Source organism: Shewanella woodyi ATCC 51908, assembly GCF_000019525.1.
In the GTDB taxonomy this organism is placed as follows: domain Bacteria; phylum Pseudomonadota; class Gammaproteobacteria; order Enterobacterales; family Shewanellaceae; genus Shewanella; species Shewanella woodyi.
The window spans coordinates 225,100-238,124 of the sequence record NC_010506.1; the positions used below are offsets into that span (position 1 = coordinate 225,100).

The 13,025-nt window shown below is 43.8% G+C and carries 11 protein-coding genes; 2 read left to right on the forward strand and 9 right to left on the reverse strand.

Annotation, left to right across the window (positions count from 1 at the left end):
- Nucleotides 1–46 precede the first annotated feature (46 nt).
- Together SWOO_RS00955 and SWOO_RS00960 are read right to left on the reverse strand one after the other, a co-directional pair.
- Nucleotides 47–1,243 carry a GGDEF domain-containing protein gene (locus tag SWOO_RS00955; protein ID WP_012322836.1) on the reverse strand — a complete coding sequence of 399 codons (1,197 nt, stop codon included), beginning with the start codon at nucleotides 1,241–1,243 and terminating at the stop codon, nucleotides 47–49.
- Between the two features lie 233 nt (nucleotides 1,244–1,476).
- Nucleotides 1,477–1,890: a globin family protein gene (locus SWOO_RS00960; RefSeq protein ID WP_012322837.1), complete on the reverse strand. Its 414-nt coding sequence runs from the start codon at nucleotides 1,888–1,890 to the stop codon at nucleotides 1,477–1,479.
- Nucleotides 1,891–2,107: 217 nt separating this feature from the next.
- Between SWOO_RS00960 and SWOO_RS00965 the strand changes: the two genes are divergently transcribed.
- Nucleotides 2,108–2,902 (forward strand): VOC family protein, encoded by a 795-nt coding sequence (locus tag SWOO_RS00965; RefSeq protein ID WP_012322838.1) that lies wholly within the window; start codon nucleotides 2,108–2,110, stop codon nucleotides 2,900–2,902.
- Nucleotides 2,903–2,985: 83 nt separating this feature from the next.
- On the opposite strand, the gene SWOO_RS00970 is transcribed toward SWOO_RS00965, so the two are convergent.
- The 6 genes from SWOO_RS00970 to SWOO_RS00995 all read right to left on the reverse strand — a co-directional run bounded on the left by SWOO_RS00970 (nucleotide 2,986) and on the right by SWOO_RS00995 (nucleotide 10,372).
- On the reverse strand, nucleotides 2,986–6,120 hold the full coding sequence (locus SWOO_RS00970; RefSeq protein WP_012322839.1) for an efflux RND transporter permease subunit: 3,135 nt from the start codon (nucleotides 6,118–6,120) through the stop codon (nucleotides 2,986–2,988).
- A gap of 14 nt (nucleotides 6,121–6,134) precedes the next feature.
- Entirely contained in the window at nucleotides 6,135–7,934 is a 1,800-nt protein-coding gene (locus SWOO_RS00975; RefSeq protein ID WP_012322840.1) for an efflux RND transporter periplasmic adaptor subunit, read from the reverse strand.
- A 22-nt stretch (nucleotides 7,935–7,956) separates the two neighbouring features.
- Nucleotides 7,957–8,373 (reverse strand): heavy metal-binding domain-containing protein, encoded by a 417-nt coding sequence (locus SWOO_RS00980; RefSeq protein WP_012322841.1) that lies wholly within the window; start codon nucleotides 8,371–8,373, stop codon nucleotides 7,957–7,959.
- Between the two features lie 271 nt (nucleotides 8,374–8,644).
- Entirely contained in the window at nucleotides 8,645–9,076 is a 432-nt protein-coding gene (locus SWOO_RS00985; RefSeq protein WP_012322842.1) for a hypothetical protein, read from the reverse strand.
- A 187-nt stretch (nucleotides 9,077–9,263) separates the two neighbouring features.
- On the reverse strand, nucleotides 9,264–9,686 hold the full coding sequence (locus SWOO_RS00990) for a DUF2057 family protein (RefSeq protein WP_012322843.1): 423 nt from the start codon (nucleotides 9,684–9,686) through the stop codon (nucleotides 9,264–9,266).
- A 200-nt stretch (nucleotides 9,687–9,886) separates the two neighbouring features.
- The gene (locus SWOO_RS00995; protein WP_012322844.1) at nucleotides 9,887–10,372 is read right to left on the reverse strand and encodes a hypothetical protein; all 486 of its coding nucleotides are present in this window, start codon (nucleotides 10,370–10,372) and stop codon (nucleotides 9,887–9,889) included.
- A gap of 418 nt (nucleotides 10,373–10,790) precedes the next feature.
- On the opposite strand from SWOO_RS00995, the gene SWOO_RS01000 reads away from it, so the two are divergent.
- Nucleotides 10,791–11,354: a NapC/NirT family cytochrome c gene (locus SWOO_RS01000; protein WP_012322845.1), complete on the forward strand. Its 564-nt coding sequence runs from the start codon at nucleotides 10,791–10,793 to the stop codon at nucleotides 11,352–11,354.
- Nucleotides 11,355–11,767: 413 nt separating this feature from the next.
- Here SWOO_RS01000 and SWOO_RS01005 read toward each other — a convergent pair whose 3' ends face one another.
- Nucleotides 11,768–12,748, reverse strand: coding sequence for a transposase (locus tag SWOO_RS01005; RefSeq protein WP_012322846.1), 981 nt, complete (start codon nucleotides 12,746–12,748; stop codon nucleotides 11,768–11,770).
- Nucleotides 12,749–13,025 lie beyond the last annotated feature (277 nt).

Below are 13,025 nucleotides of genomic sequence, written 5' to 3' on the forward strand. Positions count from 1 at the left end.
TTTTTGCGTGTGTTGTTGGTGTTTACTGTCGGTATTTATCGAAGGGTTACTCTGATAGTTGGTTACGCCCTTTCTTCTTTGCGCGGTAGAGGGCTTTATCGGCTTCTTTCATGGTTTGCTCGAAACTCTCGCGGTGTTGATGGTCGGCGACTCCGATGGAGATGGTGACATTGACGACTCGTTTACTGTTTCTTTCCTGAGCTTTATTTCGTTTTGCCTTTGTTTGTTTCTTACGCTTCTCATCTCGCAGTACGATGTCATACTTCTCTATCTCTTTACGCACCTTCTCTAGGTGAGGTAATACCGATGAGAGATCTTTGCGAGAGAACACTATAGTGAACTCCTCGCCACCATACCTAAACGCCTTGCCACCGCCAGTGACCTCTGCAATCTTACTGGCGACTAACTTCAATACTTGATCGCCAACATCATGGCCATAGGTGTCGTTAAACTTTTTAAAGTGATCGATATCCAGCATGGCAACTGTATATTTTCGTCCTAAAGAGAGCACTAAATTATAGAGTGCTCGCCGAGAGGCTAAGCCTGTTAACTCATCACGGTAGGCAAGAAAATAGGAGTCGGCCAGTACAGTTAGCAGATAGATAATGGCTAACATTGAAAGAGATACTGCACTTGGGAGATAGTTTGGCAGTAAAAAGTTCACACCCCATAGGAGCAAAGTAATGACGATAGCGGTACTGACTAGATTTGATAACCAAAGCCCCCGTAGAAATACTAGTAGCGTACATAGGGAAAGTAGGATTAATGTGCGGATCTCTATGGTAATAAATTCGGGGAGGTAGAGCTTAAGATCATTATCGAAAGTTACATTGGCCCACTGCCAGCCAAAAGCAGCGCTGAAGCTGAGTATAATGCCTAAAGTACGTATTAGACTGTGGGGAGATAGAAGGCCTCTGTCCTTAATGAAAGCAAACCATGTGATAGTGAAAACGCCGCCAAGTAGAAGCTGTTCTGAATAATTATCTAGCCCCTCAATAGTAAATTGAGCGGAGCTAGTAAATAGATAATAGGCTTGCAATAGCGCTGCAAGGTAGGCTAAACGGCTGCGGTTAAATTGAATGGCTATCAATATGCTAATGGATAGCAGCCAAAAAGGGAGCTGCGCAATGGTTTCGTGCCAAGCATTTAAGCGGGGTTGAGAAAACTGAAAGATAGCCAGCGACAGGGCTGTAACAAAGAGTGGCAGAAATAGAAAGCGACATCTGTGGTAAAAAGCCGACAAAACAAACCTCAATAATTAATCTGGCTAATAGATAACTTCGTTGTGAAAGTTATCTAGCACCCGAAAATCGACGCCGAAGTAGGGTTCAATTTAGATGTAACCTTAGTTAAAAAGCAGGTTACCTGATGCAATACCATATACAGAATTTGATGATTTGGGTACGTTTTTATTACTCGAGACTGGTTGTGATTGAGCTTAGTGAAAATGTGAGCCTAGTTTTTAATGTTTAGCTTCTAGTTCTCTATTTCAGGTTTCATGGTATCAGCAACAATGTGTATGACTATGATCCATGCTTGCCTAACTTCATCTGTGTATTCGCTGCCTAATCCTGTTTTTAGGGTGTAAAGCAGCGCATTACCTACAGGAGTAAAGTGACTCTTTTTGACTCCATAAGCGTTATGTCGCTGAGCGAGTTGTTGCAGAACCGGAACTAAAGTATTGAGATCATCTAAGCCATCGACAGCGGCTTTTAACATGGCGACGAGTTTACGCCCCTGCACTTTTATGTTGTTTCTAAACAGAGGCTTTAAAGAGGGATCTATCTTAAATAGCGAGTCATAAAAAAGATCTGCTGCCTGTTCAGAGATAGGTTCAACTAAGCTAAACGAGTGTTGAACTAGCTGAATTTGCCTTTGTGTCAGTGCCATGATCTATCCTCTGTTCAAAACCTAATTTCTCTAAAACCTAGCAAGTGAGAGAGATTGTTAGGTTTGCCATTAGGCCTGCTTTTAATATTGCTCACTATCGAGAATTATTCTCCCCATCTCATTTAGCATAGACAGAAAACCTAAAACAAGCTTAACTAAATACATTAAAACACACATATTTTATATCGATTGGTACCATTTCGCTGAGGATAGAGCAATGAAGGTAAATCAATACGTTCATGGGCAACCTTGCTGGATAGAGCTTGCAAGTCGCGACGCCCATGCTGGCAAACAATTTTATAGCACTCTCTTTGACTGGAAGGTGCAGGATATGCCAATCCCCAATGGGGTCTACTCTATGCTTGCCCTTGAGGTTGAGGGAGAGTGCTCAGATATTGGCGCCGCCTACCAGATGCCGGAAACCATGTCAGAGCAAGGCGCACCAACTACTTGGACTGTCTATTTTGCTGTCGATAATGTCGATGCTACTGTGGCTGCGGTGATCTCAAACGGTGGCAACTTAGAGTTAGGCCCTCATGATGTCGGCACGGCTGGACGGATGGCTCTGTTAAGCGATCCTGAGGGAGCAAGGTTTGCTATTTGGCAAGCTGGTGATCATATTGGTGCTAAACGTCATGGTGAAAATGGCAGTTTATGTTGGGTGGAGCTGGCAAGCCGAGATGGTCAGGATGCTAAGACATTTTATAGCTCCTCATTGGGTTGGGATTCTCGTCAAGATCCAATGCCAGACTTTACCTATACCGAGTGGTTGGTCGAAGATGTTCCCTTTGGCGGCATGATGGAGATGACCGAAGAGTGGGGAGAGATGCCTGCCCATTGGATGCTCTATTTTGCGGTTGAGGATTGCGATAAAACTGCAGAGATGGCGACAAGCCTAGGGGGCCAAATCTGTGTTCCTCCAACCAATATACCTGAGGTGGGGCGTTTTAGTGTGATTAGCGACCCCCAAGGTGGTTTCTTCTCCGTTATAACTCTGAACTCAGTGGAGTAGTGAGCTTTATAGAGTAGTGCTAACGCATAAGTAAAAACGCCTGCTCATGTGAGCAGGCGTTTTGTTTTGCTATAACCTATTTGCTAGTCTTTCTTCAGTTTACGTGAATAGATAAGCAGATAAAGTGCAGGTAGTACAAACAGTGACAGCAGTGGTGCTGTGACCATACCACCAACCATAGGTGCTGCTATCTTCTGCATTACATCGTTGCCCGAACCCGCCCCCCACATGATGGGCAGGAGCCCGAAAAAGATGGTCGCTACTGTCATCGCTTTAGGACGGATCCGCATCACAGCACCTTCAATGAGCGCCTCTTTGAGATCGCTTACAGCCTCATAACCACCACTCTCTTTTCTATGTTTAATGGCATTGTTGAGGTAGACCAGCATCACAACCCCGAACTCTGCGGCAACACCTGCTAGTGCAATCATACCCACAGCAACAGCAACCGACATGTTGAACTCTAAGAGATAGAGAAGCCAGGTACTGCCGACTAAAGCAAAAGGTAAGCTCATCATGATAATAGTCGCCTGCAGCGTCGAGCCAAAGGTCAGCATCAGCAGGATAAAGATCACGCCTAGCGCCATAGGGATCACCTTTTGTAACTTGGCATCTACCCGCTGCATATACTCATACTGACCGGCAAAAACGTAGCTATACCTTGGCGGTACGACAAGCTCGCTGTCCAGAGCAGTTTTTGCTTGCTCGATATACTCACCAATAGAGGTACCCTCTATATCGACAAAGACCCATGAGATTAGGCGACCATTTTCGCTTTTCAGCATGGGCGCACCATCGGTGATTTCGATATCAGCGAGATTGCGCAGAGGCAAGTAATGTCCTGTTTTAGTGATCACAGGTAGCTCTCTGAGCTTTTCGATATTATCCCTTAACTCTCGCGGATAGCGTAGGTTTATGGGGTAGCGCTCAGCGCCTTGAACTGACTCACCGATATCCATACCACCAATGGCATAACGCACCACATCTTGAATATCGGTTAGGGTCATGTCGTAGCGAGAGGCCACATCTAACTTAGGTGTGATATCAATATAGCGTCCACCACCTACACGCTCAGCGTAGGCTGATTTGGTATGCGGAAGTTTGCTTAAAATCGCTTCGATATTGGTGCCTATCTTCTGCAGTTCATCAACATCCCCCCCTGTGATCTTAATGCCTACAGGGGTTTTTATCCCTGTAGAGAGCATATCGATTCGGGTTTTAATGGGCTGTACCCAAGCATTAGTCAGCCCTGGTACTTTTACAGTTTGCTGTAGCTGCTCTATGATATCTTTAAGCTCGAACCCTTCGCGCCACTCATCCCGTGGTTTAAGCATGATGGTGGTTTCCAGCATAGTTAATGGCGCAGGATCTGTGGCTGTTTCTGCGCGGCCGACCTTACCAAAAACACGTTTAACCTCAGGAACGGTTTTGATCAAACGATCGGTTTGCTGCAGAATTTCAGCTGCTTTACTGGCACTGATCCCCGGCAGAGCCGTTGGCATATAGAGCAGATCTCCCTCCTCAAGTTCAGGCATAAACTCACTGCCGATATTACTTAGCGGGTACCAAGCACTCATTAAGGCTATCAAGGCGACAACCAGTGTCATCTTAGGAAACTTCAATACCAATGTAAGCGAAGGCTTATAGATAGCAATCAAGAAGCGGCTAATCGGGTTACTGCTCTCTTTTGGTATTTTCCCCTTAATAAAGAATCCCATAAGAATCGGCACTAAGGTGATTGAAAGCACTGCAGCCGCAGCCATTGCAAATGTTTTAGTGTAAGCGAGTGGGCTAAACAGGCGACCCTCTTGAGCTTCTAGTGCAAATACGGGCACAAAGCTGAGAGTAATAATCACAAGGGAGAAGAAGAGGGCGGGTCCCACCTCAATAGAAGCCTCTGAAACAATTTTCCAGTGCTCAATATTATTAGGGGAGCGGTTATTCTTCTCTCTGAAATGCTCCAGATGCTTATGCATGTTCTCAATCATCACAATCGCACCATCGACCACGGCACCGATGGCAATTGCGATACCGCCTAAGCTCATGATGTTGGCATTCACCCCCATCTTATTCATCACAATAAAGGCGATGAGGATAGCTAAAGGAAGCGTGATCACTGCGACTAAGGTTGAGCGTGCATGCAAAAGAAAGAGCAGGCAGACTAAACCGACAACAAACATCTCTTCGATGACCTTGTGGAAAAGGTTTTCAACTGAACTTTCAATCAATTGAGAGCGGTCATAGGTCGTGATGATCTCGACCCCTTCCGGTAAACCAGACTTTAATTGCTCAAGCTTAGTCTTAACCGCTTCTATTGTAGCTAACGCATTCTCACCGTAGCGCATCACTATGATGCCACCCACAACCTCTCCCTCACCATCGAGCTCGGCGATACCTCGTCGTGATGCAGGGCCTTTACGCACCGTTGCGACATCTTTGAGTAACAAGCCTGTTCCAGATGGACTGGTTATCCCAAGTGGGATCTCTCTGAAGTCATCCAAGGTTTGACGGTACCCTTTGGCCCGCACCATGTACTCAGCTTCCGCCATCTCTATCACGGAGCCGCCAGCTTCAGTATTGGATTTGGCTATGGCATTTTTTATGGATGCAATATCAAGCTTATAGATAGCTAGCTTATCTGGCTCTATCACTATCTGATAGGTCTGCTCCATGCCACCAACGGTAGCAACCTCTGAAACCCCTGCGACAGTTTGAAGCTCAAGCTTGAGGTACCAATCTTGCAGACTTTTGAGCTGTGAAAGGTCTAAATTACCTGAGCGATCGACCAGAGCATATTCAAAAATCCAGCCAACACCTGATGCATCAGGACCTAAAGACGGTTGTACACCTTGAGGTAAGCGACTACTAACTTGATTGAGATACTCTAATACTCGAGAGCGAGCCCAGTAGATATCGGTGCCATCTTCAAAGATAACATAGACATAGGAGTCACCGAAGAAGGAGTAACCGCGAACGGTTTTGGCTCCCGGTACCGCGAGCATGGCGGTCGATAATGGATAGGTAACCTGTTCCTCAACCAGCTTAGGTGCTTGCCCGGGGAAAGGGGTCTTGATGATCACCTGTACATCAGAGAGATCGGGCAGGGCATCAAGTGGAGTATTTCTTAGCTCCTGTATGCCCCAAACAGTGATCATTATGGTGATAATTAACACCATAAATCGCTGTTTAATGGAGGCTTCAATGATTTTCTTAAGCATAATAATCTCGCCTCCTAGTGCTGGTGGCCGCTGCTAAGGCGCATTAAGCTGCCTTTTAGGCTGGCTTCTGAATCGAGCAGGAACTGACCAGAGGTCACGACACGCTCATTTTCAGCAAGCCCCTCTTTTATCTCAGCTTTCCCTTGGCTTAACATACCTACAGTCACTTTGCGGGCGGTAAAGTTATTATCTTCGAGTTTAACGATGACACGATTCTCTTTGCCGGTTTGGATCAGCGCCTCTTGAGGTATCACAAGCACATCTTTATTGGGACCGCCGAAGATCCCAATTTTAGCTAGAGTATTGGGTCTGAGCTCAATATCAGTATTTGATACTACGATACGAACTCTTAAACTACGGGTGACGGGATCAAGTTCGGGGTAAATGTAGTCAATCTCACCTTCGATACCTTTAATTCCCATCGCTGGGACGGAGATCTCCGCTTTTTGTCCAACAGCTAGCCAGCTCTGCTCATTTTCAAACACGTCGGCAATAACCCAAACTTTAGAAAGGTCGACGACGGACATGACTTCGGTGGCGGGTTGGATATACATACCATCTCTGACATTTAAGGCTTTTACTATGCCATCACTCTTGGCGTAAAAGGGGACCCGGTATTGGGTTTTTTTCGATTTTGCTAACGCTTTTATCTGATAAGGTTGAAACCCAAGAAGCTCCAATCTGAGCCCCGCTTTTCTGACGAGATCTTGGTAATTTGCATCTTTGCCCGCTCGTTTGACGGTATCCTGAGCAAGCAGGAAATCATCCTGTGCGTTGATAAGCTCAGGGGAGTAGATCTCATAGAGAAGCTGACCTTTGGTTATCTTGTCACCGACAGAGGTAATGGTTAACTTCTCAATCCAGCCATTGACGCGTGCATGTATGTGATTGATCTGGCTCTCATCGTAATCAACCTGACCTACGGTTTGAACAAACTTCCATAGGGTGTCTTTCTCGACTCTAGCGACTTTCAGGGCGAGTGCCTGCTGCATGCCACCGGATACATCTATCTGTATCTCTTTACTGCTGCCTCCTACTTCAACTTTTTCCAAGTTCATGCCACAGATAGGACATGTCCCTGGCACATCGCTGATAATATGTGCATGCATAGGACAGACATATTTGATACTGCCGCCATCATTTAATGGCGTAGGCTCTGCTGCATTAAATACAGCATCTGCAGGAGTGCTTGCTGCTTGGTGTGAATGTCCTGAGTGTTCATCTGCAGGCATGGCACTCATATCGTGGTTAGAGTGATCTATCTCCCCCTTTTCCTCCTCCTCTTCAGCTTCCACAAGGAACATGTTGCAGATGGAGCAACGACTGCCAGCTTCATGACTGGTTTCATCTGGATGCATAGGGCAAACATAGGTTTTCTGCTCCATGGCTAAGTGATCACCATGTGACCCCTTCTCCTCTTCCTCTTCATCTTCCACAAGGAACATGTTGCAGATGGAGCAACGACTGCCAGCTTCATGACTGGTTTCATCTGGATGCATAGGGCAAACATAGGCTTTCTGCTCCATGGCTAAGTGATCACCATGTGACCCCTTTTCCCCTTCCTCTTCAGCTTCCACAAGGAACATGTTGCAGATGGAGCAGCGACTGCCAGCTTCATGACTGGTTTCATTAGGGTGCATAGGGCACACATAAGTTGCTGAGCCATGACTGTGGTTATGCGCTACATGTTTTGGCTCTGGCGCTGTTTGCGCTAATAACGATTGAGAGTGGGCTAGCTGCGGAGTGACCACCATAAAAAGGCTCAGCAGATAGGCTAATTTGTTGCGTTTATTGTTCATCTCTAATTGACTCATAATGCCTCATCTCCAGCCTAAACTAGTGCTTGTGGTGACCCGTTGACTTGCTGTCTGCTTTTGCCTGCATAGGTTCCAAGTTCATACCGCATTTAGGGCAAGTGTCACCCTCTTTTCCGGTGATAGATGAATTCATGGGGCATGCGTGAGTATGAGCAGTTTTGTCATGCTTATGCTGATGATTTTTATGCTTTGGGCAAGAGGCACAATTTTTATGTTGCTCCGAACTTCCTTGGACTTTTGTGAGATTCATGCCGCATTTCGGGCAAGTATCTCCCTGCTTTCCTGTGACTTCTGCATGCATAGGGCAGGCGTGATCTACTTTCATCTGATGGTGTTGGTCATCAGCTTTATGTTGTGAATGCTCATGGGCAGTGGCCAAGGGCGCTGCTGAGATTAAGATAAAGGCTGATAAAATAAGACTTAAAAGGGTTTTCATTGAATAACTCCGTCTTGACCCTTGCGTGTTAGTCTTCACCCTGAAGCGATTACTTGAGGTATGAGAGCTATTTAAGAGCAAGGGCTAATACTATTCGGTATTATGCCAATCACAATTGATAGTTTAATGAACTGAATATCCGTACAAACTGCATAGCATACGGTTTACTGAGTTTATCAATATTATCAATTAGATCGATAAAATATTTATTAAAAATATAGCGTTGCAGTCGATGTGACTGTGAAAATCAAGGGGCGCAAAGCCACCTAAATCATGCTATTGGAGGTCTGATATCTTGAGGCAAAGATATAGAGTGGAAATGAGGCATTTGAGTGGCCATAACGAACTCAGAGGGACTAAATCCTGACCAAGATTTAGAACTGAATAGAGTGCCTGTCATTGAGATAACAAGGCAATGATTGCAATCACCTTTACATAAACCCTCACCGTCACAGCAGTTTTGAGCAGCGCCGGGAAGCATAGTTTGCTCAAGTTCACAGCAATGGGATGGTGTGATTTTTTGCTCTGTGTGGCAACTCTCTCCATTTTTCATGCTCATCATCTGGCCATGGTGTGCACCTGACATCATAGCTTCATGTGTTGGTGACATACCTATCATAGAGCCACTAGCAAATACCCCTTGGCTCAACATTGCGAGCAGGGTAAAGACTAATAGTGTATGACGGCGCAGAAACGTAAACATAAAGCTTCCAATAATGAGTTATGACTAGTTTATCACGAGTATTAATAAGTACATCGATTGAATTCACATTTTTACTTAATATTAAGTGCTTGCGTGTTATCTGTCGATGTACTGGCTACTCACCTATTGCTTATTGAGTCAAACTTGCAGAAGCCAGTTGAAGGTATCAACCGGCTTCAAAACAAGTTTACTGCTTAGCAAATAGAAGTTTAGCCATAAGCTGGTGATGGGTTAACAAAGTGACCTCTTTCTCTTTTCCTGTTGTATTTTTCAGAGTGAGCACAGGGTTGTTAATGAAGTCGTAAGCTTCCTCCTCTGTATCAATCCTTGGAGTTAAAGCATTATATTGATCCTGAGTTTCTGCGGAAATTAACAGATATAAAGGCTGAGATTTTACCCAAGCGCCAGAGTCATCGGCATTGGCTTCGAAGATATCGTAGTACTTTAGCTCAATAAGGTTTTCACCTTTAGTAAGCTCTATCTGATGATTGTTTAATTGACTCTTGCCATTCACCCCTGTGACATCTATCGATTCAGGGAATGAAACACTCGCAGCAAGCGAGGTGAAACTAGCAAATGTTAGGGCTACAGCTGTTATTAATGTTTTCATGTGGAACTCCATTTAGAACTCGCTTTAGACATAGAAAGTTGTAAGAGGGCCTTGTAGTGAGGTCATTAAGTCAGCTAACAATATAGGGACGACTTAAATTGACACCGTTGGCTATTCTCTGCCTAAAGCTAAAAATATTTAAAAATTGATTTTTGTGCGCAATTCACCTCAGCGGCAGCGCTAAATTGATATAGGTATAGCTATACCGTTCTAATGGGAGGGGGATTGAAAGGAGCGGGGTCTGCTGTTTGTGTTGACCAGAAACCTGCTTGAATAGAAGCACTGGACTCTGGGACTTGTAGTGCAAAATTAGCTTGAATTAAGATACCTGTCGCATTGGCACAGTGTGAAACACACTCTCCAACACCCATCATCTCACATAAAGCATCACAATCTATGCTCACGTCTGAGTTGTCGTTTACTAGAATACCAGCGATGGCATCGCAGTTTTGTCTACTATCCAGGGTGTCTGATTGACCTGTTAGTAGGGGCGATTGAGGGGGAAGTAGTTGACTCTTAACCGCCGTCTCTATCATTGTAGAAACCCCAGCTGCGTCATGTTCCACATCATTCATTTGAGCATGGCTGTATGCATGCAATAAGCTCGGCATCGCCATCGCTGGTGTAAGCAGAAACTGCCCGACCAGAGAGATGATTAATACCAAATGTGCTAATTGCTTCGACATATTTTTCCGTCTTTAACTCTTACGTGAATGTATGACTACCTTACCCTTAGTGATAATAGACCTAGGTGGTTCAGAAAAAGTTTCACGTTAAGTGAAAAAATTTAATTTTGAATAAATAGAGTTGTGTTTGAGAGGTGAAAAAGGTCTAAAAATAGCTAAAAAAAGATTAAAATACTTTTATATCAGACTATTAAGGCTATAACCTTGCGAATTTTAAGGTGTTAGATTAACTTTAGCTATTGTGAATATAAATTGAGCAGAGTGCTAATTTTTATATTTATCAAAATAGAGTTAGAGCTAGGTCTCATTTTGTACTATTGCAGCCAGATTAATGAGCATGATCTGGTTTATAATTCTGACTTAAAGAGATGAAGTAAAATAAGTTTCGATATAATAATTCAAATTCTGGAGAAGAGTGATGAACTTACGGGCACTGTTTAAGCCAAGCGCAAAATATTCAATATTCGCCCTGTTAGTGGTCGGTATTGTTGTTGGTGTCGTTGGCTATTTTGCAACACAACAAACTTTACATGCGACAAGTACAGATGAGTTCTGTATGAGCTGCCACAGCAACCACTCTTTGAAAGATGAAGTGCTGGCATCTGCTCATGGCGGAGGAAGTGCTGGTGTGACGGTACAATGTCAAGATTGTCACTTGCCACATAACCCAGTTAAGTATTTAGTTAAGAAGATCATCGTATCTAAAGATCTATATGGTTACTTAACAATTGACGGTTTTAACACTCAAGAGTGGTTAGACGAAAACCGTAAAGAGCAAGCAGATCTTGCACTTAAGTACTTTAAAGATACCGATTCTGCTAACTGTCAGCACTGTCACACTCGCATCTATGAAAACCAGCCAGAAACGATGAAGAAGATGGCGAAGAGAATGCACGAGCGTAACTTCCAGAAAGAGCCTGACAAGCGTAAGACCTGTGTCGACTGTCATAAAGGCGTTGCACACGTATATCCAAAAGGATAAGTATCTTAATACTTATCTAGACTAAGCCATTTACAGCTTAGTTAACTTTAAAAGCCTCGCTATCTAGCGGGGCTTTTCTGTACATGGACTTTTCTCTTTAATTAAGACACCCATTTTAATTCCTTATAATTTTCACAAAATGAATGCTCTTACTCATCTAATCTTTATTAAGACACCCATTTTAATTCCTTATAATTCTCACAAAATGGATGCTCTTACTCATCAAAGTTAAGTTTTTCGCTTTCTTGCCTTAATTATCAGATTGAGTGCTAATAGAAATTGATTTAAAAGAGGGAATATAGGTCAACTCACTGAAAAGTAGGCAGCCATAGCATCAAGCTAGGAGCTTGATTGGTAAAACGTAATATTTTGTCTAAAACTTTACCTAAAAGGAGAGAGATAAGCTGTAATAGCTAAGCGCTGTCTAGCCATCGATGACAATTTGCAGCGCCTTGCCTGCGCTTTTTCTCTTGATGTTCACAAAAAGCATCTAACTCTTGAAGTGTTCCTACTGCTCCTTTAAATAAATCGCCAAAGTCAGTCGAGAGCTTTAGCCAGTTCTCTTGAGGAATATTGAGTCTATCGAGTATTCGCTGTGAAGTTTGGCTAATGGCACCACGTTTATCTTGTCTAATAATACGCCCTGTATCATCAACGAGTTGCAGGTAATCTTTAGCGTTAAACATCAGTCCTTTTGGCATTTCGTTACGTTCATTACCCACAAATGGCAGTAACGATGTTGGCTGCTCGCCATTTAGTGCCGCTTTTATACGTCGCTGTATGCTGGTGAAGTTTGAGTTTTCTGGGGTTGTAGCCATCTTGGCTCTGATGGGGTTAAGGTCAACATAAGCCATGCAAGCCAATACGGCCGCATCATCAAGCAGGGCTTGAGATTTAAATCGTCCTTCCCAAAACCGCCCCGTGCACTTGTCTTCTTTATTCGCCATACGTGCAATAGGCTCATTTAAGCATCTCATAAACCAACTAATATCACTCAATCGACTTCGATATTGCGCTATAGAGTGCTTTAAACTATTAACTTCAAAGCTTTCTATCACTTCACCTTTAGCAAACTTTTGAGTGATATCAGTGCCTTTAAACAAGTTATGCCAATGCTCAACCACCTCCCTATCACTCCAAGCATTCGCTTCATAGATATCGACTCTCAGCACCAAGTGTAAGTGATTGGACATCACCGCATAGGCTGCGATATCGATAGCAAAGACCACTGCTAGCTTCAGCAACTGAGATTCGACCCAATCACGTCTGTGGTCATAGTTCTTGCCAGTGAGTTCATCATCGCCAAACAGGAATGCTCTTCTCGTGACACGACTGCAGCAATGATACATAGGTGTATCTTCTAAACTAATTTGACTTCTTCTTGGACGGGGCATAACAACCTCTCATTTCAGCTCATAAGTAAAGCTTAGTAAGAGGCATCAAGACATGCCATTAATTGTGGGTGGCTCTATAAATTGGCAGCAATGATACATAGGTGTATCTTCTAAACTAATTTGACTTCTTCTTGGACGGGGCATAACAACCTCTCATTTCAGCTCATAAGTAAAGCTTAGTAAGAGGCATCAAGACATGCCATTAATTGTGGGTGGCTCTATAAATTGAGGTGTCCGGTTGTGTTTGACCAGAATACTATAAATACATACATGCTTT

Excerpts from the sequence above, each read along its gene's own strand:
- SWOO_RS00985 (WP_012322842.1), bottom strand. The coding sequence starts at position 9,076 with ATGTTTACGTTTCTGCGCCGTCATACACTATTAGTCTTTACCCTGCTC.
- SWOO_RS00960 (WP_012322837.1), bottom strand. The coding sequence starts at position 1,890 with ATGGCACTGACACAAAGGCAAATTCAGCTAGTTCAACACTCGTTTAGC.
- SWOO_RS00970 (WP_012322839.1), bottom strand. The coding sequence starts at position 6,120 with ATGCTTAAGAAAATCATTGAAGCCTCCATTAAACAGCGATTTATGGTG.
- SWOO_RS00975 (WP_012322840.1), bottom strand. The coding sequence starts at position 7,934 with ATGAGTCAATTAGAGATGAACAATAAACGCAACAAATTAGCCTATCTG.
- SWOO_RS00990 (WP_012322843.1), bottom strand. The coding sequence starts at position 9,686 with ATGAAAACATTAATAACAGCTGTAGCCCTAACATTTGCTAGTTTCACC.
- SWOO_RS01000 (WP_012322845.1), top strand. The coding sequence starts at position 10,791 with ATGAACTTACGGGCACTGTTTAAGCCAAGCGCAAAATATTCAATATTC.
- SWOO_RS01005 (WP_012322846.1), bottom strand. The coding sequence starts at position 12,748 with ATGCCCCGTCCAAGAAGAAGTCAAATTAGTTTAGAAGATACACCTATG.
- SWOO_RS00995 (WP_012322844.1), bottom strand. The coding sequence starts at position 10,372 with ATGTCGAAGCAATTAGCACATTTGGTATTAATCATCTCTCTGGTCGGG.
- SWOO_RS00980 (WP_012322841.1), bottom strand. The coding sequence starts at position 8,373 with ATGAAAACCCTTTTAAGTCTTATTTTATCAGCCTTTATCTTAATCTCA.
- SWOO_RS00965 (WP_012322838.1), top strand. The coding sequence starts at position 2,108 with ATGAAGGTAAATCAATACGTTCATGGGCAACCTTGCTGGATAGAGCTT.